Below are 21,555 nucleotides of genomic sequence, written 5' to 3'. Positions count from 1 at the left end.
AACGGAATTTGGACAATTCCGGCGACAAAAACAAACGCTCCGCTGGAAACAGCGGGGCGTTTTTCTTTGGGCGAAGTGTTCGCGCGTAAGACCCGCGCGTACCCCATGCAATTTCCGATAGGTGGAACAGTATACCTGTGTACCCGAAACTTGTGGCAAACTTCCGAAAAAAGGCGTTGAGGGGTTGGTTCGCTCGCTCCACTATGGAGGCAGTACCCCGAACCGGAGCCATCATTTGTCGTCAATTGCCGATCATCCTCTGCGCTATGCCCTGACCGGAGAGTTGCATGCCCGTCCGTTTCCTAATGTCAAAGCACCACAAGTGGTTGCATTTCTGGCGATCAAGCAGGCGGGTAACGGTGCTGCGCGGGATCGCGACCGCCAAGCGGATATGGCGCATCTGGCTACGCTGCTTGATCATTACGGCGCGCCCCGACCCGATCAAGGCGCAACACATTATTACGGAGCGATGGGGAAGTATTTCCTCAAGTGGGAGCAGCATACAGAGTTTGTGACCTATACTGCGTTCTGCGACGATTTAAGCAATCGCCCGTTCGATCCGGCTGAGTTTGAAGTGTTCCCGGCTGGTTGGCTTGCTGATGCACCGGGACAGCGGCTGACATCATGCCTGCTGCGGTTGATGCCCGAGCATCATGAAACGGAGGGTATGCTGGAACAGCTGGGCGAATGGTTTGTACCCGAGAGCCTTGCGGTGGGTCAGGTTCTGGACGGGGCTGCAATTGTTGCCAGCGATTTCCGTATCGATCCGGCGGGGCACACACGATTTGCCGTTTTTGTGCCCGAGCTAACGGGCTCACGCCGGATCGGGCGGATTATACAGAGGTTGCTGGAGATCGAAATATACAAGACCATGTCGATGCTGGGTTTTGCGCTGACACGCGAGATCGCAGGGGAGGTTGGCAAGATCGACCGTCAGTTGAGCGATTTGATGGCGAAGATGAGTGCACAGGATGCAAAGGCGGAAACCACGCTTGATGCACTGCTTGATGTGTCGGTGGAATTGGAAAATGTGGTAGCGCAAAGCGCATTCCGGTTTGCCGGTACGGCGGCCTACAAGGCAATTGTTGACGAGCGCATCACCGCGTTGCGGGAAGTCCGGTATGAAGGACGGCAGGGGATTGGCGAATTTATGATGCGCCGGTATGAGCCTGCGATGCGCACGGTCGTTTCTATGGAAAAGCGACTTGCACGTATGTCGGCGCGCGCGATCCGCGCTTCGGATTTGTTGCGTACGCGGGTAGATGTGGAACGCTCGGCGCAGAATCAGGCGATACTGCGGAGTATGGACAAGCGTGCGGATCTGCAATTGCGCTTGCAGCATACAGTTGAAGGACTGTCCGTTGTTGCAATCAGTTACTATGCAGTCTCGCTTGCGAGTTATCTGCTGTATCCCCTTGCACAGGGGGTAGGTGTGTCGAAGGGGCTGTTGAGCGCGATTGTGACGCTGCCTGTGATATTACTGGTGTGGGTGTCGGTGAGGCGGGTGCGCAGGCGGCTCGGGTAGTGCGTTACCGTTAGCGAGAGGTTTGAAACCCTCGCCGAATTTGAGTTTATCGAAAAATGAAGAAGGGCCGCGCTGGTATCCGGCGCGGCCTTTCTTCATTAGCGTCCGCGGATGCGCGGATCGAGTGCATCTCGCAAGCCGTCACCAAGGTAATTTACGCTGAGCACAGTGAGCGAGATCAGGATACCGGGAAGCAGGACACGCTCGGGGTATTCCTGCATCCGGTCAACGGCATCCGCCAGCAGTTTGCCCCAAGTCGGGAAGTCGGAGGGGAAGCCCACGCCAAGGAACGAGAGCGCGGATTCTGTGATGATTGCTGTTGCCAGACCAAGTGTAGCCGAAACCATGATGGGCGAAATCACATTAGGCAGCAGGTGGCGGCGGATGATCTTGCCGGAAGTCGACCCGATGGAGCGGGCGGCGAGGATAAACTCACGCTCTTTCAGAGCCAGAATATCACCCCGCACGATACGGGCAGTCTGCATCCATGACGTGAGCGCGATGACCGATACAATCAAAACAAACATTCCGGCTTCGGGACTGCCGAAAAAACTGGTCAGGGGTTGGCGGAACAGGGTCACGGCCAGCAGGACCAGTGGTAGGATTGGCAGGCTTAGCACCAGATCGGTAAGGCGCATCAGGATGAAATCCGCGCGTTTGAAATAACCTGCCGCAACTCCGACTATTGTACCGATGAGAATTGCGAGGATCATCGCCGACCAGCCCACTGCCATGGATACGCGTCCGCCGTAGATCATCTGTGCTAGAATATCACGGCCAAGCTGGTCGGTGCCGAAAGGATGGCTCCACCCCGCTTTTGCGCCGCTGTCCCATATCAATGTGTAGATCGGGCGCCAGTTCTTGTTGCGGATGTCCAGTTTGGTTGGTTCGATATCCCATAGGTAGGGGCCGAACAGCACACCCAGCGTGATCAGCATTAGAAAGCCGCCGCCGAACATCGCACCCTTGTGTTTGCGGAACTGGTCCCAGACATCGCGCCACTGGCTGCGCGGGGGCTTTGACGGTTCTTTGTCGACCAACGCGCCGTAGACTTCCAGATCAGACTCGATGGGGCTTGCGGGGATGGCTTGCTCAGTCATAGCGGATCCTTGGGTCAAGCACGCCGTAAAGGATGTCGGCGATGAGATTGAAAAGCACGATCAGAATGGCAAAGATAAATGTGAGGGTCATCACCATCGGTAGGTCATTGGCGAACAGTGCGGTCAACAGCAGCTGACCGATGCCGTTCACCTTGAACACGTTTTCGGTGATAATGGCACCGCCAAAGATTGCAGGCATACCCATCGCGATAATGGTCACAACGGGGATCATCGAATTGCGCAGGACGTGGACCATGACAACAACGCTTTCTTTCAGGCCTTTCGCGCGTGCTGTGCGCACGTAGTCCTGATTGAGATTATCGAGCATAGCCGAGCGCATGTAGCGGCTGATCTGGGCGGTTGTCTGAAGCGCGAGGACCATCACGGGCATGATCATTTGCAGGAACTGGGTTTTGAAAGTGGCCCAACTGTCGACAACAAGCGTTGTGTCGTAGATCGAGGGTAACCAGCCGAGTGATACAGAGAAGATCACAATCAGCAACGGACCCGTGAAGAAGGGCGGGATGGAAAAGCCAACCATCGTGATAAACGTGCCGGCCTGATCAAACAAAGAATAGTGGCGGTAAGCGGAGTAAATGCCGATCGGAATCGCGATAAGGATACCAACCAGATAGCTGAGGCCAACCACCCAAAGCGTCTGCGGCATACGCTGGATCACGATGTCCATCACGGGGCTGCGCGTTTGCCAGCTTATCACACGCTGCTTTTCGACCAACTCACCGGTTACGGGATCAACTGTCATGGACAGTTGGGTGTCTGGCAGCCATCCCAAAAGGAAACTTTTATTGGTCAGATAATCAATAAAAACAGATGGTTCCACAACGAAAAACTGTTGCAGCCATTTGATGTATTGAATGTGAATCGGCGCACCAAGCCCAAGCGCTTCGCGCATTTTTTGCTTCACTTCGGGCGGCACCGTCAACGGCACCTGGGCCATCGGATCACCGGGCGCCAGTTGCAGAAGCAGGAAAATCACGAGGCTGATAAATAAAAGCGTCGGAATCGAGAGGACGAGTCGTCGGATGGTGAAATTCAGCATCAAGCGGCGCCTTTATTTGTCAGTCTGAAAGAACAGTCGGGGTCAAATAAGGGCGGGGAAAACCCCGCCCTAGGGGACCTAAGGTACGGCGGAGAAACCTCCGCCGCAAGTCTTTTTACTTCTTGCGATACCAGTCTGCGACATTCCAGAGTTCGGAATCCCACACGTTGAGGACAACACCACCCAAGGTGGTTGACGCTGCAGACACACGGCCACGATCCACAAGGGGAAGGATGGTCATTGTATCTTTGGTCAGCATGTCGTTCAGCTTGCGGGCGATTTCGCCGCGCTTTTCAAGCTCGCCGGTTGTCTCCAATTCGTCAAGCAGCGCATCATAGGCCGGATCACAGAAGCGGTTGATGTTCTCACCTTGCCATTGCGATGACGGCTTTGGCTCGGTGCCGCAACGACGCGAGCCAAGATATGCCTGCGGATCTGTGCCATCAAAGTTGTTGGCGTACATTTCCACATCTGCATAGAACTTCTGGAAGGTATCGGGCGAACCGGGATCACCACCGAAGAACACGGAACCATCCAGATTGCGCAGTTCGGTTTCGACACCGATCTGGTTCCAGAAGTCCTTGATCAGGGCCTGAAAATCCTGGCGAACAGCGTTTGTCGATGTCTGGAACAGCAGCGAGAATTTCATGCCGTCCTTGTCGCGGATGCCGTCACCGTCTGTGTCTGTCCAGCCGGCCTCTTCCAGCAGTGCTTTTGCGCCTTCGATGTCCTGTGTCAGACACTCGGTATTGTCAGAGGCGTAAAGCGCGGGTGCAGGAACGAAGTTACATGTCGCACGACCCGCCTGACCATAGCCGACCTCTGTCAGCAGCTCACGGTCGATCGCCATTGAAAGCGCCTTGCGGACTTTGAAATCCGACAGAATCGGATGTGGCTCCGCGATTGTAGAGCGGGTTTCGGCAGGCAAATCGGGTGACGGGTTGGTCAGGTTGATTTCGATCCGCTCTACCAGTGTTCCGAAAGCGGAAATTGGCGTGCCTTTGCCCGCTTCTGCCATCTTGGCGATGACATCGGGGGCCAGCTGTAGGTTCCACGCGTAATCAAACTCGCCTGTTTCCAGAACTGCACGACCGGCAGCAGCTGCATCGCCACCACCCTTGAAGTTCACAGTTGCGAAGGCCGGTTTGGACGGGTCGCGATAGTTCGGGTTGGCTTCAAACTGGATCACATCGTTGGGGCGGAAGTCTTTCACCACAAACGGGCCGGTGCCGATGGGGTTAAAGTTTGCTTCGGTGCATTCAGGTGCCTTGGGGCCAAGGCAGTCTTTGAACTGTGCCATTTGCAGGATGGGAGACTGTGCGCCCATGAACGGCTGGTAGGGGTTGGGTTGGGGGCCATCGAAGGTGACCTTGATCGTGCGTTCATCAACCGCCTCTACACTCTCGACGCCGCTGAATTTGGCGCCCTGTGCGCAGCCGCCTTCGGGATGCATACAGTATTCGGCAGTGAATTTGACGTCAGCAGAGGTGACGGGGGTTCCGTCGGACCATTGCATGCCTTCGGCAATTTTCCATGTGATGCTGGTCAGGTCTTCGCTAACGCCGCCGTTTTCAACGGTCGGGATTTCTTCGGCGAGGAAGGGCACCAATGCGCCGTTTTCATCATAGCGGCCCAGAGGCTCAAGCACCAGCGAAGCGGCTTCGAGGTCTTTTGTGCCGCCCGACAGGAAAGGGTTCAGGATTGACGGGGCTTGCCAGTAAATAATGTTCAACTGGCCATCGCGGCCGCGTTCGCCTTCATGGCCGTCGGCGAATGCGACAGGGGCGAATGCAGTTGTTGCAATCGCACCCATCAATAGGGTTCTCATCTTCATTGTATACTCCTTGTTGGACACATTTTAGGGTGTCACGTCTCTGGTTGGGCTGTGCCCAGCCTCTCTTGCCATTTTTGGGGACGATCAGGATTTCCGTCTAACGGCGCGCAATCGCGCGGTATTTTCCGGCAGCCCTAGAGCACCCCCCAAAGTGCATGTGCCGTATCGAAACAGGTTTCGCCGAAATTGCAAGCCTTCTGCGTATGCCTGCGCGCTGAAAGTTTGCCCCGACACGAATTTTTTGTGCTGGCACAAGCATGAGATGCCCGAGTTCGTTTGACGCGCGTCCTGCTTGCGCATAGCGTGTCGTTGCGCGCGAGCGGCGCTTCAAACACCAGAAAGGATTGCAATGCTGGATGACGTAACCAAACAACCGATTGCCCGCATCGAGGGTCTGCGCGTTGAATTCCAGACAAAAGACGGTCCTGTTGTCGGCGTAGAGAATGTATCGTTCGACATTAACCCCGGCGAAACGGTGTGTGTGGTTGGCGAATCAGGTTCGGGCAAGTCGGTTTCATCCCTGTCCCTGATGCGCCTTGTGGAGTTTGGTGGCGGCGAGATTGCGGGCGGCAAGTTGTTGTTCGACCGCTTGGGCGGAGAGCAGGTCGATCTGGCGTCAATGCCACAAGATACAATGCGCGGGATTCGGGGCAACGAGATCGGGATGATCTTTCAGGAGCCGATGACAGCACTGAACCCTGTGTTTACAGTGGGCAAGCAACTGACCGAAGGGTTGCGGCTGCACAAGAACATGACCAAGGCGCAAGCCGAAGAGCGCGCACTGGAGCTGATGACGCAGGTGCGGATCCCCGAGCCTAAAAAGCGTCTGACGCAGTATCCGCATGAATTGTCCGGCGGGATGCGCCAGCGTGTTGTGATCGCTATGGCGCTGGCCTGTGAGCCGCGTCTGTTGATCGCGGATGAGCCGACGACGGCGTTGGATGTAACCATTCAGGCCGAGATTCTGGCTCTGATCGACCGACTCAAGCGTGAGACAGGAACTGCCGTAATGTTCATCACGCATGATATGGCAGTGGTGGCGCAGATGGCGGATCGCGTTGTTGTCATGTTCCGCGGCAACAAGGTGGAAGAAGGCACCGTCGAGGAGATATTCGAGAACCCGCAGCATCCCTATACGAAGGCGCTGCTGGCGGCTGTGCCCAAGCTGGGCGAAATGACCGGCAAAGACTATCCTGAACCGATGAAGCTGCTGGGCAGCGAGGACAAGCCCATTGTCCCGATCAAGGGCACAAACGAAGTGTTGCTGACGGTCAAAAACCTGACGACGCGGTTTCCCGTTCAGGGGGGCCTGCTGCGCCGCACGGTGGCGAATGTTCATGCGGTCGAGGATCTGTCGTTCAGCATCAACAAGGGCCAGACGCTGAGCCTTGTGGGCGAAAGCGGTTGCGGGAAATCCACGGCGGGGCGGTCCATTTTGCGACTGGTCGAGCCGATGGAAGGCGAAATCAACCTTGGCGGCAAGGATATCATGGCGCTGAACACGCAGGATTTGCGCACAGCACGTCTTGATATGCAGATGATTTTTCAGGACCCTTTTGCCTCGCTGAACCCGCAGATGGGGCTGGCCGATCAGGTGGCCGAGCCGATCCATAACTTCAACACGCTCAAGGGCGCGGATGTAATGAAACGGGTCGAGATGCTGTTTGACCGTGTCGAACTGCCGCGCAGCTTCATGCGGCGGTTCCCGCATGAATTGTCCGGCGGCCAGCGGCAGCGTGTGGCGATTGCCCGCGCACTTGCGCTCAACCCCAAGCTGATCATTGCGGATGAGGCGGTATCGGCGCTGGATGTATCGGTGCAGGCGCAGGTGTTGAACCTGATGATGGAACTGCAAGCGGAGATGGAGCTGTCGTTCCTGTTCATCAGCCACGATATGGCCGTGGTGGAGCGGGTGAGCCATTATGTCGGTGTGATGTATCTGGGCCGCATCGTTGAGCTTGGGCCGCGCCGTCAGGTGTTTGAAAACCCGCAGCACCCCTATACCCAAGCGTTGATGAAGGCCGTTCCCATCGCTGATCCGCGTAAACGCAAAGCAGAGAAAGATCTCAACTTCAAACCAATCCCGTCGCCGATCCATCCCGCTAGCTATGAACCTGAACCCAGTGTTTACCGCGAGGTCGGGCCGGAGCATAAGGTGCTGATTACGGACAGTGGCTACTGATCTGCGCCATCGCGCTACTACTGCCGCAAAATGTTATTTGCGGCGTCCGGCCGGGAACGGTTTGATACTGTTCGCGCTGTCGGTGCGGACAGCACATTTGTTTTTGAATAGCGCACCAGCGCTGTCTATTCCGGAGTTCCGCTATGGCAGACCGTCTCACCCCGTTTGAATTGATGGAAAAACTGGTCAGTTTTCCGACCGTGTCGCGTGACACAAACATCCCCCTGATTGACTGGGTAGATGGATATCTCGACAGTCACGGCATCACCGCGCACCGCTATGTTGATCCCGAGCAGCCCAAACACGCGCTGTTTGCCCATGTGGGCCCGCAGATTGAAGGCGCAATTGTTTTGTCCGGCCATACCGATGTTGTGCCGGTTGATGGCCAGCCATGGGACACAGACCCGTTCACCGTGGTGGAAAAAGACGGCAAATACTACGGGCGCGGCACCTGTGATATGAAAGGTTTCGACGCGCTGGCGATCTGGGCGCTGGTAGAGGCGCACTACGCAGGGGTGAACCGCCCGCTGCAAATCGCGCTGAGTTTTGATGAGGAGGTCGGCTGTACCGGCGCGCCGCCGATGATTGCGGCTATGCAAGGGGTCGTTCCCAAAGGCAGCGCGGTGATCGTTGGTGAACCATCCAGCATGCAGGCGGTGACAGGGCACAAGGGCGGCACGGGGTTCAACACCCATGTGATCGGTTTTGAGGTTCATTCATCGCTGCTTCACACCGGCGTCAACGCGATCATGGCGGGGGCCAAGCTGATTGAATGGGCGAACGAGCAGAACACCGCCAATATGGAGGCCAAGCCAAGCGAGCTTGCCGCGATGTTCGACCCGCCCTTTACCACCGTGCATGTGGGTATGATCGAAGGCGGAACCGCGCATAATATCACCGCCAAAGATTGCTGGTTCGCCATGGATTTCCGTGTTGTTCCCGGTGAGGACAAGGAAAAATGGAAAATCGCCTATCTGGAAAAAGTGCGTGAAGTGGAGGAGGCGATGCAATCGGTTGTGGCCGATACGCGGATCGAGATCACGCCACGGTTTGACGTGCCCGCGCTGCAACCGGAAAACGAGGGCGAAGCGGAAACTCTGGTGCGTCAGATCACAGGCGATAATGCCAGTCACAAGGTCAGCTATGGCACCGAGGCGGGGCAATTTCAGGACGCAGGCTATAGCGCGGTGATCTGCGGGCCCGGCAGCATTGCACAGGCCCACCAGCCGAACGAATTCATTGAGGTGGATCAGTTCAATGCAGGCCAGGCATTCATGCAAAAACTGGTAGAGCGACTTTGCCGCTGAGCGGACGTTGTTGATGCAGGGTGCAGCGATCACTGCGGCGCAGGCGCCGCGCCATACCGGCGCGTTGCCTGCCGCTGCCGATCTGGTTGTGATCGGCGGCGGAATTATCGGCGTTTGCACGGCGCTTTATGCCGCGCGAAACGGTGCAAGGGTTGTGCTGCTTGAAAAAGGGTTGGTGGCGGCGGAACAGTCCAGCCGCAACTGGGGGTGGATACGCCAGCAGGGCCGTGACCCAGCCGAGATGCCGATCATGGCCGAGGCGCAGCGGCTGTGGAAAGACCTGTCGCGCGAAACCAACGAAGACATCGGATTGCAACAAGGCGGCGTGACCTATCTGGCCTATACCCCAAAAGCACTGGCGCGGTATGAAATGTGGCTGCCCCACGCGGCGGCCAACGGCGCGGACAGCCGGATGCTCAACCGCGCAGAGGTGGCGGCAATGTACACTGGTCTGACGGATAAACCGCTGGGCGGGTTGCATACCGCGTCGGATTTGCGCGCCGAACCTTGGGTGGCGGTCCCTGCACTGGCACAAATTGCCGTGCGCGAGGGGGTAAATATCATTGAACACTGCGCGGTTCGTTGTCTGGACATCACCAATGGCAGGGTCGCAGGCGTAGTGACTGAAAAGGGGCGCGTAGCCGCGCCGCGTGTTGTGTTGGCAGGTGGTGCTTGGTCGGCGTTGTTTTTGCGCAATCATGGCATTGCGATGCCGCAGTTGTCCGTCCGCTCGCAGGTGGCGGCAACAGTGCCGGTTGCTGATGTGGGACAGGCGGCGGGATCCGCGCGGAGGCTTGCCTTCCGACGGCGCGCCGATGGAGGCTATACGCTGGCCCCGGCGGGCGCGCCTGATCTATACGTCGGGCCAGATGCGTTCCGCGCCTTTCCCAAATATCTCAACCAACTGCGCGATGATCCGCTTGGCTGTATGTTGCTGCCCGCAGCGCCCAAACTCTACCCCGACGCGTGGGGCACAGCGCGGCGGTGGGGCGGTGATGATACCAGCCCGTTCGAGCGGATGCGCGTCCTTGATCCCAAACCAACACCGCGCAGAATTGCAAAGCTGGCGCGCGATTTCCAATCCATGTTCCCGCAACTGGGTAAAGTTCAGATCAAAGCGGCATGGGCCGGTATGATTGACACCATGCCCGATATTGTGCCCGTCGTTGACCATGCGCCCATTGACGGATTGATCATCGGAACGGGGATGAGCGGCCATGGCTTTGGCATCGGACCCGCCATGGGCCGTGTGCTGGCTGATATGGCCCTGGGCCGCGCAGCGGGCCATGATCTGACACGCTTTCGCTATGCCCGATTTACCGATGGCACCCCAATGGTGCCGGGACCGAATGTCTGAAAAGGAAATACCATGCCGATCAAGAACCGCTTTGCCGAAATGCACGCCGAAATAACAGGCTGGCGCCGCCATTTGCACCAGTATCCGGAACTGCAATTCGACGTTCATGAAACAGCGAAGTTTGTCGAGGAAAAGCTGCGCAGTTTTGGCATTACCGACATTACCACCGGCATCGGCCGCACAGGTGTTGTGGCGGTGATCGAGGGGCGTAACACTTCGTCTGGGCGCACCATCGGCTTGCGCGCGGATATGGACGCGCTGCCGATCGAGGAGGCGACAGGGCTTGAATATGCCTCCAAAATTCCGGGAAAAATGCATGCTTGCGGGCATGACGGGCACACGGCGATCCTGTTGGGCGCTGCGCAATACATCGCACAAACGCGCAATTTTGACGGCCACGTTGTGCTGATCTTTCAGCCTGCCGAAGAAGGCGGCGGCGGGGGGCGCGAGATGTGCAATGATGGCCTGATGGAGCGTTGGGCGATTGATGAGGTTTACGGATTGCACAACATGCCCAATGCCGAGGTGGGAAGTTTCCATATCCGCAAGGGCGCGCTGCTGGCGGCTACCGATGAATTCGACATCACTATCACAGGGCAGGGTGGTCATGCCGCCGCCCCGCATGAGGCGATTGACCCCAATGTCGCCAGCGCGCATGTGATCCTTGCGCTGCAATCCATCGCCTCGCGCAATGTGGATCCGCTGAAACAGGTTGTGGTTTCAGTCTGCATGCTGCGTTCTGACAGTGAAGCGCATAATGTTATCCCGCATACGGTTGCCATGCGCGGCACCGTGCGCACGCTGGACGGGGCGGTGCGCGATCTGGCGCAAAAGCGGCTGGAGGAAATTGTCGATCTGACAGCGCGCGCGCACGGATGCCACGCGCAAATCACCTATGACCGCGGCTATCCTGTTACATACAATCACGCCGAAAACACCGATTTTGCCGCCGCCGCCGCCGAGGCCGTGTGCCCCGGTGTGGATACCGACACCCCACCGATCATGGCGGGAGAAGATTTTTCGTACATGCTGGAAGAGCGCCCCGGTGCCTACATCATGTTGGGCAACGGCGATGGTGCGACGGTTCACCACCCGCAGTATGATTTCAACGACGATGCAATCCCCGCAGGCTGTTCGTGGTTTGCCGAACTGGTGGAGCGGCGGATGCCGCTGAGCTAGTGCTTGCTGCTAGCGCGCGAACAACTACACTCCGCAAAAACCCCATGCATCCGAAGGACCAGAACCATGCCTGTCAAAAACCGATTTGCCGAATTGCACGATGATATCACCGCCTGGCGTCGTGATCTGCATGAACATCCCGAGATATTGTTTGAAACACACCGCACCTCTGCCACGGTTGCGCAGAAACTGCGCGCTTTTGGCTGTGACGAAGTGACTGAGGGCATCGGGCGCACGGGTGTTGTGGGGGTGATCAAGGGAAAATCCACAGCATCGGGCAAAGTGATCGGCCTGCGCGCCGACATGGATGCGCTTCCGATCCATGAGGAAACAGGGCTTGAGTATGCCTCTAAAACCGACGGGGCAATGCATGCCTGCGGCCATGACGGGCATACGGCAATGCTGCTGGGGGCTGCGCAATATCTGGCCGAAACCCGCAATTTTGACGGAACTACCGTGGTGATATTCCAACCCGCCGAAGAGGGTGGCGGTGGTGCCAAGGTCATGTGTGATGACGATTTGATGGACCGCTGGGGCATTCAGGAAGTGTATGGCATGCACAACTGGCCCGGTATGCCAGCGGGCAGTTTTGCAATCCGCCCGGGCCCGTTTTTTGCGGCGACCGATTTGCTGGATATCGAGATCGAGGGATTGGGCGGCCATGCGGCGAAACCCAATGAAACCGTCGATACCACGGTGGTTGCGAGCCAGATTGTGAGCGCGTTGCAGACAATTGTAAGCCGGAACGCCGATCCGGTGGGCAATATCGTGGTGTCGATTACGTCGTTCCAGACATCATCGAACGCCTACAATGTGATACCGCAAAAGGTACACTTGAAAGGCACCGTGCGCACCATGTCGCTGGAACTGCGTGATCTGGCGGACAAGCGGGTCAACGAGATTTGCAGTGGTATCGCATCGGCTATGGGGGCGGTGGCGCGGGTTACGTATCACCGGAACTATCCTGTGATGGTCAACCACGGCGAGCAGACAGAATTTGCCGCTGATGTGGCGCGCTCTATCTCGGGCGATTGTGCAGAGGCGCCACTGGTTATGGGTGGCGAGGATTTTGCATTCATGCTCGAAGAGCGGCCAGGTGCCTATATTCTGGTGGGCAACGGCGACACAGCTATGGTGCATCACCCTAAATACAATTTTAACGATGAAATTATTCCGGTCGGATGCAGCTGGTGGGCCGGCATTGTCGAGCAGCGTATGACGGCGGCCTGAACCTGAGTGCAAGCGCGCGGCGAGAGTGCGGAATTTAGTTTATTGGAAAAATGAAGGCGGGGGACGGTGTGATCCGTCCCGCGTCACGAAAGCAGTTTGCGATATAGGGTGTTCAGGCTTTGCGCTTCTTTTTCGATGGAGAAGTTTTGCAGGACGTGCGAGCGGCTGTTGTTGCGCCATCGCTGCAGGCGGGTGGTGTCGGACAGGGCCGTGCCAATTGCGGTTGCAAGTGCCGGGATATCGTCAGGATCGACCAAGGAGCCTGTCTGGCCTTCAACAACCAGTTGATCAAACGCACCGACGCGGGTTGCAACGACAGGGCACCCTGTTGCCATCGCTTCAAGCGGCGTGAGGCCGAACCCCTCCCAGCGTTGGGGCGCCACGTAGAGATCGAGTGCTGCGTACCAGTCGGCCATGTCTTGTGTCGCGACTTCGGGTTTGAAGAGGATGCGGCCAGAGAGGCCTGCGGCGCTGACCTCTTCCTTCAGAGCATTCAGATAGGTTTTATCCTCGCCCACGGCGCGGCCCATTACAATTGCATGTGCAGCGGGATGATCGTGCATGATCCGGATCATCGCGCGCACAAACGCATCGGTGCCTTTTTGCGCGCGGATGCGACCGTAGCAGCCGACGAGCGGGCCGTCTGCTGGCAGGTTCATGCGGGTGCGCAGGGCGGTGCGATCCGGGGTGATATCGAAAGTGTCGGTATCTATGCCGTGCATGATCACCTGAGCCGGATTTTCCAGATAGTCGGCTGTGCGGTTGGATGTGGCGACGACCGCATCCATCCGCCGGATCAGCCAGCGTGTGAGGCCGGATTGCCTGCGCTGGGACGCGGAAGTGAATATCAGTTTCAACCGCTTGCCCAAGAGGTATTTCAGCGCCAGACCGCCGATCATTTCGACGTTGCGCCGCGCATGCCAGACGCGCCGCTTTCTACGCGGCAGGGTGATCAGCGATGAGAGCGGTATTTGCGGCACATGTTCGGGTATGACAGGTCCGGTGGCAACAATACCGATATCGCGCGCCTGCACAGGGACCAGCCGCACAACGGTTGCCGTCACGCCCGACAGGCGGCGTTTGAAATTCGGCGCGATGACCTCGATGGTGTCTTGCTTGCTCATGAAAGTCCCAGTGCGTTGATCAGGCGAGTTGCGATTGTGTCCAGCTTTGCCGTTTCGGCGTTGGCAAATGCTTTGGCGGCGGTGATTGCCTTTGTAAGGGCGTGGTCATCCTGCAGCAGCGCATCGATTTGCGCGGCCAGATCGTCGGCGTCTGCCACGATGCGCGCCGCGCCTGCGGCCTCCATATCCGAAAACGTTTCGGCAAAATTGAATACATGATTGCCGGAAAGCACCATCGCGCCGGCCTGGGCAACTTCAAACGGGTTGTGCCCGCCGATGGGCAAAAGAGAGCCGCCGAGAAAAACGATATCACCCAGCGCGTACCAATTGCCCAACTCACCCAGTGTATCCGCCAGATAAACCGCTTGTGCAGGCAGATCGCCGCGGCTGCGTCGGGTATAGTCCATTCCCGCGTCCGCGATATGTTGAACCACCTCTGCGCCACGTTCGGGGTGGCGCGGCACAAGGATCAGATGCAGATCGGGATGGGTTTTGCGCAGCTTTTTATGCGCAGCCAGCACGATCTTTTCCTCACCTGCATGAGTGGAGGCCGCAATCCACACGGGGCGATGGCCAAGGGCAGCACGCGCGTTGAATATCAGATCTTCGTCATAGGGTAGCGGCCCTGCAAATGATTTGAGGTTCTGGCCACGTGCCACACGGGGGGCAGGAGCGTGGATGCGCACCATCGCTTTTGCCATCGCGTCATTCTGCGTGAGGATCAGATCAAACACATCAAGGATATAGGCCGCAAGGCGGGGGCGTTTGGCCCATGACGCAAGCGAGCGTTCCGACAGGCGCGCATTGACCAGCGCCATGGTCGCGCCTGTGGCGCGGGTACGGCGCAGCATCTGCGGCCAAAGCTCGCTTTCGACAAAGACAGCGGCATCGGGGCGCCAGTGGTTAAGGAACCTTTTCAACGGGCCGGGGGCATCCAGCGGGGCAAACTGGTGCACACAGCGCGGCGGCATCCGCTGCGCGATGAGCGCGGCCGAGGTGGCCGTGCCGGAAGTGATGAGAAAATGCGCATGTGGCAGGGCGGCGCCCATGCGGGTGATCAGCGCCAGAACAGACAGGCTTTCCCCGACAGAGGCCGCGTGAAACCAGATTAGTGTGCCGTTTGCGCGTGGCTCGGTTGCGTTGCCGAGGCGTTCATGGGCGCGGTGCGCCGGCACGCCTGCTGCGCGCAATTTGCGGGTGGTGGAACGGGCCACAAAAGGCACCAGCACCATGCTAAGCATCACATAAGCGCGGTACAGCAGCGGCACGCGTATGGCGCTCACCCGCCTGTGTGGCTCATGTGGCGGGGCATCTGGCCACCTGCGGTCTGGCGTGAATAATCAAAATCGTGGCCCTTGGGCTTGAGGTTGATTGCCGCACGAATGGCCGCCTCCAGCGGGCCGTTGTCATCTGGATGCTCGCGCAGGGGGGCGCGTAGATCGGCGCGGTCTTCCTGACCGAGACACAGGTAAATCTCGCCCGTGCAGGTGAGCCGTACCCGGTTGCAGCTTTCGCAGAAATTATGGCTCAGCGGGGTGATGAACCCGATCTTCTGACCGGTTTCTTCCAGACGGACATAGCGCGCGGGACCGCCGGTGCTTTCGTCTAGATCGGTGATTGTGTAATGTTCGGCATATTTGGTGCGTACATCTTTCAACGACCAGTACTGACCGATCCGGTCTTCATTACCGATATCGCCCATCGGCATTACTTCGATCCATGTCAGATCGATGTCGCGCGCGGCACACCATTCGGTAATCTGCGGCAGTTCGGGCTCGTTAAAACCTTTCAAGGCCACGGCGTTGATCTTGACGCGCAGGCCAGCCGCTTGCGCCGCATCAATACCGCGCAATACCTGCGCCAAACGGCCCCAGCGCGTCACTTCGGCAAATTTTGCTTCATCCAGCGTGTCGAGGGAGATGTTCACCCGTCGCACACCGGCATCATAAAGCGCGGTTGCGTATTTTTCCAACTGGCTGCCGTTGGTGGTCAGCGTCAGTTCCTTGAGTGTGCCTGCGTCGAGATGCCGCTTCATGCCATCGAAGAAAGACATGATTCCGCGACGCACAAGCGGCTCCCCGCCGGTGATGCGTAGCTTTTGCACACCAAGACCGATGAAGGTCGAACACATGCGATCCAGTTCCTCCAGCGTGAGCAGTTCACGCTTTGGCAGGAAGGTCATGTTCTCGGACATGCAGTAAACACAGCGGAAATCACAGCGATCCGTCACAGAGACGCGCAGATAGGTTACGGCACGGGCGAAGGGATCAATCAAAGGTGCATTCATACCCCGAGGATGTACAGGCCGCATGAAAGGGGGGCAAGGAGGATTTGAGGGGGTTGGCGCGTGACGCAAGCTGAATTACGTTGCCGGTATGAAATGCATTACAACGCCACTCACCGCGATCACCGCCGCCCTCACGCTTAGCGCTTGTGCGCAGCTTGGGAGCGGGCAACCCGAAGATTCTGTTGCACCTGTCGCCGAGGCGGACGCGAGCCAAGCCGAGGTGGCAGCGGTCAACGCCGATCCGGTGCTGACATCCGCGCCGCCACCGCCAAAGGCCGCCAAAACCCAAGAGGCGCTGGACACAACCACAAGCGCGCAGCGCGCGCAGGCCGCCGCACCGGCTGCTCCTGCGGCAAGTTCGAAACTGCTGGGAACAACGGTTGCCAGTCTGGGTAGTCCGACCGAACCGGGGTTCTGGCTGAAAACCCCGCTGGTCAAGACCGAGACAAGCGGCCGGGTGACCAACAAGGCCAACGGAAAATCATCTGCTGTGAAGCTGATCCCGATTGATGGCCCCGCTTCTGGCGGCAGTCGCATTTCGCTACCAGCGATGCGCCTGATCGAAGCACCGCTGACGGAACTGGCACAGTTGGAAGTAACGCTGGGAAGCTAGGGGAGAGCAGTTTTGCTACGCCCCTTGCGTCATTTCATCAGGCGAACAGCCTCTTTGCGCGCAAAGGGTTTCATCGCATCGCCATGCTGCGCGATAAAGGTGTTCACGCGCACTGGATCGTGCTTGCTAAGGTCCCGCAGCCACCATGCGATAGCTTTCTGAATGAACCATTGCGGATCAGCGGCATAGCTCGCGGCCCAGCCCAGAACGCGCTCGCGCACCTCCAGATCGGCTGGTTTCGGGTTGTTCTGTTTGGTCCAGGGCAAAGTGATCACCAACGCTGCGCGGCGGGTCCACATATGCTCTGATCGGGTCCAACCCTCGACGCGGTCGATGCGGGACGGATTTGCAAGCAGCCGTTTTTGCCCCGCCATACAGGCGTGATCGGCAATCGCCCAACTGTCGAAATCGCGATACCAGGTGGCGATCAGCTGCCATGCGGCCTCGTCGTCGGGGCGCATGCGCGCTTGGGTCATCAGCTTGGCGGCGGCAATGCGGCCTTCAAAGATGTTGGAGCGCCACAGCCCGTCTGCAACAGCCACGCGCGTGTCGATGTCCAGCGTATCGCGCCACTCTTTCGTGAGGTCGTTCAACTGCGGATTTGTCAAACCCAGATATTCGCGATCAACCTTGTGATAAGCGCGCATGTCCTGCGCGCGGTCGGGATCGGCCAGCGCCTGAAGGGCGGCAAGGTATTCTTTATGCATCTTTGTCCTCGGGCAGGATGTGTGTCGGCATCCCGTCTATTGTTGTGCGGTTGCGTTCGTCCCAGTATCTTTCGATGCCGCTCTGGCCCTTGGTGTCGTTCCATTGGGTCAGCACGTCACGTTCGCCTGAGTAGTCAAAAAAAGGGATGGCATAACCGCAACTGGATTGCACCATCTCGATCTGCACATCAAACAGTTGCCGTGCACCGAGTGCGGGCGCAAATAGTGCGCCAAGCGTTTCAAAATCCGCATCGCGGGGATGAAGAATACGCGCACTGCCGTAGACGCGCAGAATCATCGGACGTTTTTCAAAACCGCACCACATCAGAGTGATCCGGTTGATCTGCGCCAGATGACCCGCTGTTTCGTTGCCCGATCCGGTGAAGTTGCGCCAGACGATCCGGTTCGGCCCCAGTATCCGAAGGCTGTCCATCCCTTTGGGAGAGATATTTACCCGCCCGTCCTGCGCGGCGGTGCCGCAAAAGAACAGATGCTGGGCCTCTATGAAAGTGCGGTGATCGTCTGTGATTTCGTTGAATTGTTTGGCCATTTCTCGCCGTTTCCTGTCTTGCGTTTCAACGCACCGCGCCTGTGGGGTGATCCCGCAGGCGCGGTGAAACGGTGCATCGGGACCAGTCAGCTGCCGCGTTGCTGTTTTGCCTTTTTGGCGATCAGAATATCACGCAGTTTGCGTGCCATGCCCGGTTTTTCGACCTGCGGCGCGCGCGACAGCGCCAATGCATCAGGCTCCACATCAGACGTAATGACCGAGCCCGAGCCGGTCATCGCCCCGTCGCCCACATGAACAGGTGCCACGAGCATCGTGTTGGAGCCGATGAACGAGCGCGCACCGATGTGGGTGTGGTGCTTCATCACGCCGTCATAGTTGCACGTGATGGTCCCTGCGCCAACGTTGGCCTGCGCCCCTACAAAGGCGTCGCCGATATAGCTAAGGTGATTAACCTTTGCGCCCTCGGCAATGGTGGTGTTCTTCAGTTCGACAAAGTTGCCGATGCGGGTGTTTTCCTCAAGTTCGGTTCCCGGACGCAAGCGCGCGTAAGGGCCGACGACAGCGCCGCGCGAAACGTGGCAGCCTTCCAGATGGCTGAATGCACGGATCACCGCGCCACTTTCTACCGTAACGCCGGGGCCGAATACCACGTTCGGCTCGATCACCGTATCACGCCCGATGGCCGTATCACGGGCCAGATAGACGGTTTCAGGGGCTTGCAGGGTGATGCCATTCTCAAGCAGGGCAGCGCGGGCGCGGCTTTGAAATGCGGCTTCCGCCTCGGCCAGTTGCGCGCGCGAATTCACGCCAAGGGTTTCGGATTCATCACAGGTAACGGCAGTTGCACTCAGCCCGCGGGCACGGGCAAGGCCGATCACATCGGTCAGGTAATACTCGCCCGAGGCGTTTTCATTGCCAACGGCTGAGATCAGGTCGAACAGCAGTGTCGCATTGCAGGCGATGACACCGCTGTTGCACAGGGTCACTGCGCGCTCGGCCTCGGTTGCGTCTTTGAACTCGACAATCCGCTCCAGCGACTGACCCTCGACAATCAGGCGGCCATAGCGACCCGGATCGGCAGCCTTAAAACCCAGTACAACCACGTCTGCATCCTGCGCGGCGCGCATCATCTCTTGCAATGTCTCGGGTGAGACAAACGGCGTATCGCCGTAGAGCACAATCGCCGTACCTTCAAAACCTGCAAGCGCGTCTTTTGCCTGTTCAACTGCGTGGGCGGTGCCCAACTGCTCGGTCTGGACAACAACGGTGGCGGTTTCGTCATAGGACTGCGCAGCGGCGGTGACTGCTTCGGCACCGTGACCTGCCACAACTACCGTGCGTTCAGGGGACAGCGTGGCACCGGCGGCCATCGCATGAACCAGCATGGCATCGCCTGCAACCGCGTGCAGCACCTTTGGCAAATCGGAGTTCATCCGCGTGCCCTTGCCGGCGGCAAGGATGATCAGGCTTGTCTTCATGTGGTATCCGTCCTGCGTTTTTTCGATTTTTCCTGTTTAACTGATGGGCGCGTCGACGCAAGGTGGGCTGACGCATCCGGTCTGCGGCTTGCAACGATGCAAGGCGGGCAGTAGGCGGTGTGGCGGATGGATCAGGGGATGAAGATGAAAACAGTTGTATTCGATCTGGACGGCACGCTTGCCGATACCAGCGGTGATCTGATTGCGGCGGCTAATGCGTGTTTCCGCGATATGGGGGCGGGCAACCTGCTAGACCCTGCCACAGATGCCGGCACCGCGCTGCGCGGCGGGCGGGCGATGCTGCGGCTGGGCATGCAGCGAATGGCGCGGCCCGGCGATGATCCGTTGATCGACCAGTATTATCTGGCGCTGCTGGATCACTATGCCCGTGATATTGATACCCATACCCGTCTGTATGATGGAGCAATGGCGGCGGTGGATGATCTGAAGCTGCGCGGCTATCTGGTGGCGATCTGCACAAACAAGCCTGAAGGGCTGGCGCGTGAGCTGCTGACGCGGCTGGGCATTCTGGACAGTTTTGCCGCGATGCTGGGCGCCGACACGCTGACAGTGCGCAAGCCAGATCCCGAGCACCTGTTCGAAACCGCGCGCCGCGCAGGCGGTGATCCGGCGAAATGTCTGTTGGTGGGGGACAGTGACACCGACCGCAACACTTCAAAAGCGGCTGGCGTGCCTTCAATCCTCGTCACATTCGGCCCCGCCGGGGGAGACATGGCCGCCCTGGCGCCGGAGGCATTGCTGGAGCGGTACGCCGATCTGCCCGATCTGGTCGAGGATCTGTTGGGAAAGGCCTGAGCGATGAGCGATGTATTCAAGGGAAGCTTCACCCAGCAGGAACCGATCCCCGAAGCGGGGATAGACGCCGCGGTTGCCGTCATGCGCCACGGGCGGTTGCATCGCTATAACACGGTTGCGGGTGAAACTGCGCAAACCGTGCTGCTGGAGCAGGAATTTGCCGCCAGTGTTGGTGCGAAATACTGCCTTGCGGTGGCATCGGGTGGCTATGCCATGGCGACGGCCTTACGCGCGGTCGGGGTAAAGGCGGGTGATAGGGTGCTGACCAACGCCTTCACGCTGGCCCCTGTGCCGGGTGCAATCGCCGCCGTGGGCGCTGTGCCGGTATTTGTGGGCGTCACACCCCAACTGGTGCTGGACCTTGATGATCTGGCAGCAAAGGCGGATCAGGCAACGGTATTATTGCTTAGCCACATGCGTGGCCACATCTGCGATATGGAGCGGCTGATGCATATCTGCGCGCGCGCTGGCGTCACCATGATAGAGGACTGCGCACACACAATGGGCGCTGCGTGGAAAGGCAAACCATCGGGAACATGGGGAACTGTTGGTTGTTATTCCTGTCAGACCTACAAACACATCAATTCCGGTGAAGGCGGATTGCTGATAACCGATGATGCACAGATCGCGGCGCGCGCGATCATGTATTCAGGCTCCTATATGCTGTATGAAAGTCATCAGGCAGGCCCCCCCAAAGAAACATTTGAAACGATCCGTTTTGAAACCCCCAACATATCAGGCCGTATGGATAACCTGCGCGCCGCGATCCTGCGTCCGCAGTTGGCTGATCTGCCAACACAATGCGCCCGCTGGAACGAACGCTACCTTGCCGTTGAAAACGATGTTGCAGGTACGGTAGGGCTTACCGTTATCCAACGACCGGCCGAGGAAAGCTTTGTCGGGTCTTCTATCCAGTTTTTGCTGCCAGACTGGACGGGGGAAGCCGTGCAGCAAGCCGTCGCGCGCTGCGCCGCGCGCGGGGTAGAGCTTAAGTGGTTTGGCGGGGCAGAGCCGGTGGGTTTCACCAGCCGCTATGACAGCTGGCGCTACGTGAATGCACCTGCAATGCCAAAAAGCGATCAGGTGCTCGCCGGTATTATCGACATGAGGGTGCCGTTGACGTTCAGTCTGGAAGATTGCGCACAGATCGGACGGATCATTCGTGAAGAGGTATCACGCGTGTACCAAGCATCCCGTTAGTGTGAAACCTCTGCGCGCGCGAACCGTAGGGATGCACGCGCAGTA

At 58.3% G+C, this 21,555-nt stretch carries 18 protein-coding genes; 9 read left to right on the top strand and 9 right to left on the bottom strand.

Going from position 1 to position 21,555, the window contains the following annotated elements; genetic code table 11:
• Positions 1–235 precede the first annotated feature (235 nt).
• The gene (locus OS189_RS08020; protein ID WP_267166775.1) at positions 236–1,525 is read left to right on the top strand and encodes a DUF3422 family protein; all 1,290 of its coding nucleotides are present in this window, start codon (positions 236–238) and stop codon (positions 1,523–1,525) included.
• Between the two features lie 98 nt (positions 1,526–1,623).
• Here OS189_RS08020 and OS189_RS08015 read toward each other — a convergent pair whose 3' ends face one another.
• From OS189_RS08015 to OS189_RS08005, 3 genes are all read right to left on the bottom strand, one after another.
• On the bottom strand, positions 1,624–2,625 hold the full coding sequence (locus OS189_RS08015) for an ABC transporter permease (protein WP_267166774.1): 1,002 nt from the start codon (positions 2,623–2,625) through the stop codon (positions 1,624–1,626).
• On the bottom strand, positions 2,618–3,685 hold the full coding sequence (locus OS189_RS08010) for an ABC transporter permease (protein ID WP_267166773.1): 1,068 nt from the start codon (positions 3,683–3,685) through the stop codon (positions 2,618–2,620). Before OS189_RS08010 ends, OS189_RS08015 begins: the two co-directional genes overlap by 8 nt.
• A 115-nt stretch (positions 3,686–3,800) precedes the next feature.
• Positions 3,801–5,519: a peptide ABC transporter substrate-binding protein gene (locus OS189_RS08005; RefSeq protein WP_267166772.1), complete on the bottom strand. Its 1,719-nt coding sequence runs from the start codon at positions 5,517–5,519 to the stop codon at positions 3,801–3,803.
• Between the two features lie 349 nt (positions 5,520–5,868).
• On the opposite strand from OS189_RS08005, the gene OS189_RS08000 reads away from it, so the two are divergent.
• The 5 genes from OS189_RS08000 (at position 5,869) to OS189_RS07980 (ending at position 12,774) form a co-directional block, all read left to right on the top strand.
• On the top strand, positions 5,869–7,701 hold the full coding sequence (locus tag OS189_RS08000; RefSeq protein ID WP_267166771.1) for an ABC transporter ATP-binding protein: 1,833 nt from the start codon (positions 5,869–5,871) through the stop codon (positions 7,699–7,701).
• 143 nt (positions 7,702–7,844) lie between these two features.
• On the top strand, positions 7,845–9,008 hold the full coding sequence (gene argE / locus OS189_RS07995; protein WP_267166770.1) for an acetylornithine deacetylase: 1,164 nt from the start codon (positions 7,845–7,847) through the stop codon (positions 9,006–9,008).
• Between the two features lie 13 nt (positions 9,009–9,021).
• Positions 9,022–10,365: an NAD(P)/FAD-dependent oxidoreductase gene (locus OS189_RS07990; RefSeq protein WP_267166769.1), complete on the top strand. Its 1,344-nt coding sequence runs from the start codon at positions 9,022–9,024 to the stop codon at positions 10,363–10,365.
• A 12-nt stretch (positions 10,366–10,377) separates the two neighbouring features.
• Positions 10,378–11,544, top strand: coding sequence for a M20 aminoacylase family protein (locus tag OS189_RS07985; protein ID WP_267166768.1), 1,167 nt, complete (start codon positions 10,378–10,380; stop codon positions 11,542–11,544).
• A gap of 66 nt (positions 11,545–11,610) precedes the next feature.
• Positions 11,611–12,774, top strand: a complete 1,164-nt coding sequence (locus OS189_RS07980; protein WP_267166767.1) for a M20 aminoacylase family protein — start codon at positions 11,611–11,613, stop codon at positions 12,772–12,774.
• A gap of 83 nt (positions 12,775–12,857) precedes the next feature.
• Here the strand turns inward: OS189_RS07980 and OS189_RS07975 are convergent, their stop codons facing one another.
• The 3 genes from OS189_RS07975 to moaA are packed head-to-tail and all read right to left on the bottom strand — an operon-like array spanning position 12,858 to position 16,185.
• Positions 12,858–13,898, bottom strand: a complete 1,041-nt coding sequence (locus OS189_RS07975) for a glycosyltransferase family 4 protein (RefSeq protein WP_267166766.1) — start codon at positions 13,896–13,898, stop codon at positions 12,858–12,860.
• Positions 13,895–15,172 (bottom strand): 3-deoxy-D-manno-octulosonic acid transferase, encoded by a 1,278-nt coding sequence (locus OS189_RS07970; protein ID WP_267167013.1) that lies wholly within the window; start codon positions 15,170–15,172, stop codon positions 13,895–13,897. Before OS189_RS07970 ends, OS189_RS07975 begins: the two co-directional genes overlap by 4 nt.
• A 5-nt stretch (positions 15,173–15,177) precedes the next feature.
• Positions 15,178–16,185, bottom strand: a complete 1,008-nt coding sequence (gene moaA, locus OS189_RS07965) for a GTP 3',8-cyclase MoaA (protein WP_267166765.1) — start codon at positions 16,183–16,185, stop codon at positions 15,178–15,180.
• 88 nt (positions 16,186–16,273) lie between these two features.
• On the opposite strand from moaA, the gene OS189_RS07960 reads away from it, so the two are divergent.
• Positions 16,274–16,798, top strand: coding sequence for a hypothetical protein (locus tag OS189_RS07960; protein ID WP_267166764.1), 525 nt, complete (start codon positions 16,274–16,276; stop codon positions 16,796–16,798).
• 29 nt (positions 16,799–16,827) lie between these two features.
• On the opposite strand, the gene OS189_RS07955 is transcribed toward OS189_RS07960, so the two are convergent.
• The 3 genes from OS189_RS07955 to glmU form a co-directional block, all read right to left on the bottom strand.
• The gene (locus OS189_RS07955) at positions 16,828–17,505 is read right to left on the bottom strand and encodes a DNA alkylation repair protein (protein WP_267166763.1); all 678 of its coding nucleotides are present in this window, start codon (positions 17,503–17,505) and stop codon (positions 16,828–16,830) included.
• The gene (locus OS189_RS07950) at positions 17,498–18,055 is read right to left on the bottom strand and encodes a pyridoxamine 5'-phosphate oxidase family protein (RefSeq protein WP_267166762.1); all 558 of its coding nucleotides are present in this window, start codon (positions 18,053–18,055) and stop codon (positions 17,498–17,500) included. Before OS189_RS07950 ends, OS189_RS07955 begins: the two co-directional genes overlap by 8 nt.
• 86 nt (positions 18,056–18,141) lie before the next feature.
• Positions 18,142–19,494, bottom strand: a complete 1,353-nt coding sequence (gene glmU, locus OS189_RS07945; RefSeq protein WP_267166761.1) for a bifunctional UDP-N-acetylglucosamine diphosphorylase/glucosamine-1-phosphate N-acetyltransferase GlmU — start codon at positions 19,492–19,494, stop codon at positions 18,142–18,144.
• A 144-nt stretch (positions 19,495–19,638) separates the two neighbouring features.
• Between glmU and OS189_RS07940 the strand changes: the two genes are divergently transcribed.
• Both OS189_RS07940 and OS189_RS07935 read left to right on the top strand, forming a co-directional pair.
• Positions 19,639–20,310 carry an HAD-IA family hydrolase gene (locus OS189_RS07940; RefSeq protein WP_267166760.1) on the top strand — a complete coding sequence of 224 codons (672 nt, stop codon included), beginning with the start codon at positions 19,639–19,641 and terminating at the stop codon, positions 20,308–20,310.
• Between the two features lie 3 nt (positions 20,311–20,313).
• Positions 20,314–21,510: a DegT/DnrJ/EryC1/StrS family aminotransferase gene (locus OS189_RS07935; protein ID WP_267166759.1), complete on the top strand. Its 1,197-nt coding sequence runs from the start codon at positions 20,314–20,316 to the stop codon at positions 21,508–21,510.
• Positions 21,511–21,555: the final 45 nt, after the last annotated feature.

This window comes from Sulfitobacter sp. F26169L (assembly GCF_026410285.1).
In the GTDB taxonomy this organism is placed as follows: domain Bacteria; phylum Pseudomonadota; class Alphaproteobacteria; order Rhodobacterales; family Rhodobacteraceae; genus Sulfitobacter.
This window is presented reverse-complemented; position numbering and strand designations above follow the sequence as displayed.

Excerpts from the sequence above, each read along its gene's own strand:
- OS189_RS08015 (WP_267166774.1), bottom strand. The coding sequence starts at position 2,625 with ATGACTGAGCAAGCCATCCCCGCAAGCCCCATCGAGTCTGATCTGGAA.
- OS189_RS08010 (WP_267166773.1), bottom strand. The coding sequence starts at position 3,685 with ATGCTGAATTTCACCATCCGACGACTCGTCCTCTCGATTCCGACGCTT.
- OS189_RS08005 (WP_267166772.1), bottom strand. The coding sequence starts at position 5,519 with ATGAAGATGAGAACCCTATTGATGGGTGCGATTGCAACAACTGCATTC.
- OS189_RS08000 (WP_267166771.1), top strand. The coding sequence starts at position 5,869 with ATGCTGGATGACGTAACCAAACAACCGATTGCCCGCATCGAGGGTCTG.
- argE (WP_267166770.1), top strand. The coding sequence starts at position 7,845 with ATGGCAGACCGTCTCACCCCGTTTGAATTGATGGAAAAACTGGTCAGT.
- OS189_RS07990 (WP_267166769.1), top strand. The coding sequence starts at position 9,022 with ATGCAGGGTGCAGCGATCACTGCGGCGCAGGCGCCGCGCCATACCGGC.
- OS189_RS07985 (WP_267166768.1), top strand. The coding sequence starts at position 10,378 with ATGCCGATCAAGAACCGCTTTGCCGAAATGCACGCCGAAATAACAGGC.
- OS189_RS07980 (WP_267166767.1), top strand. The coding sequence starts at position 11,611 with ATGCCTGTCAAAAACCGATTTGCCGAATTGCACGATGATATCACCGCC.
- OS189_RS07975 (WP_267166766.1), bottom strand. The coding sequence starts at position 13,898 with ATGAGCAAGCAAGACACCATCGAGGTCATCGCGCCGAATTTCAAACGC.
- moaA (WP_267166765.1), bottom strand. The coding sequence starts at position 16,185 with ATGAATGCACCTTTGATTGATCCCTTCGCCCGTGCCGTAACCTATCTG.
- OS189_RS07960 (WP_267166764.1), top strand. The coding sequence starts at position 16,274 with ATGAAATGCATTACAACGCCACTCACCGCGATCACCGCCGCCCTCACG.
- OS189_RS07955 (WP_267166763.1), bottom strand. The coding sequence starts at position 17,505 with ATGCATAAAGAATACCTTGCCGCCCTTCAGGCGCTGGCCGATCCCGAC.
- OS189_RS07950 (WP_267166762.1), bottom strand. The coding sequence starts at position 18,055 with ATGGCCAAACAATTCAACGAAATCACAGACGATCACCGCACTTTCATA.
- glmU (WP_267166761.1), bottom strand. The coding sequence starts at position 19,494 with ATGAAGACAAGCCTGATCATCCTTGCCGCCGGCAAGGGCACGCGGATG.
- OS189_RS07940 (WP_267166760.1), top strand. The coding sequence starts at position 19,639 with ATGAAAACAGTTGTATTCGATCTGGACGGCACGCTTGCCGATACCAGC.
- OS189_RS07935 (WP_267166759.1), top strand. The coding sequence starts at position 20,314 with ATGAGCGATGTATTCAAGGGAAGCTTCACCCAGCAGGAACCGATCCCC.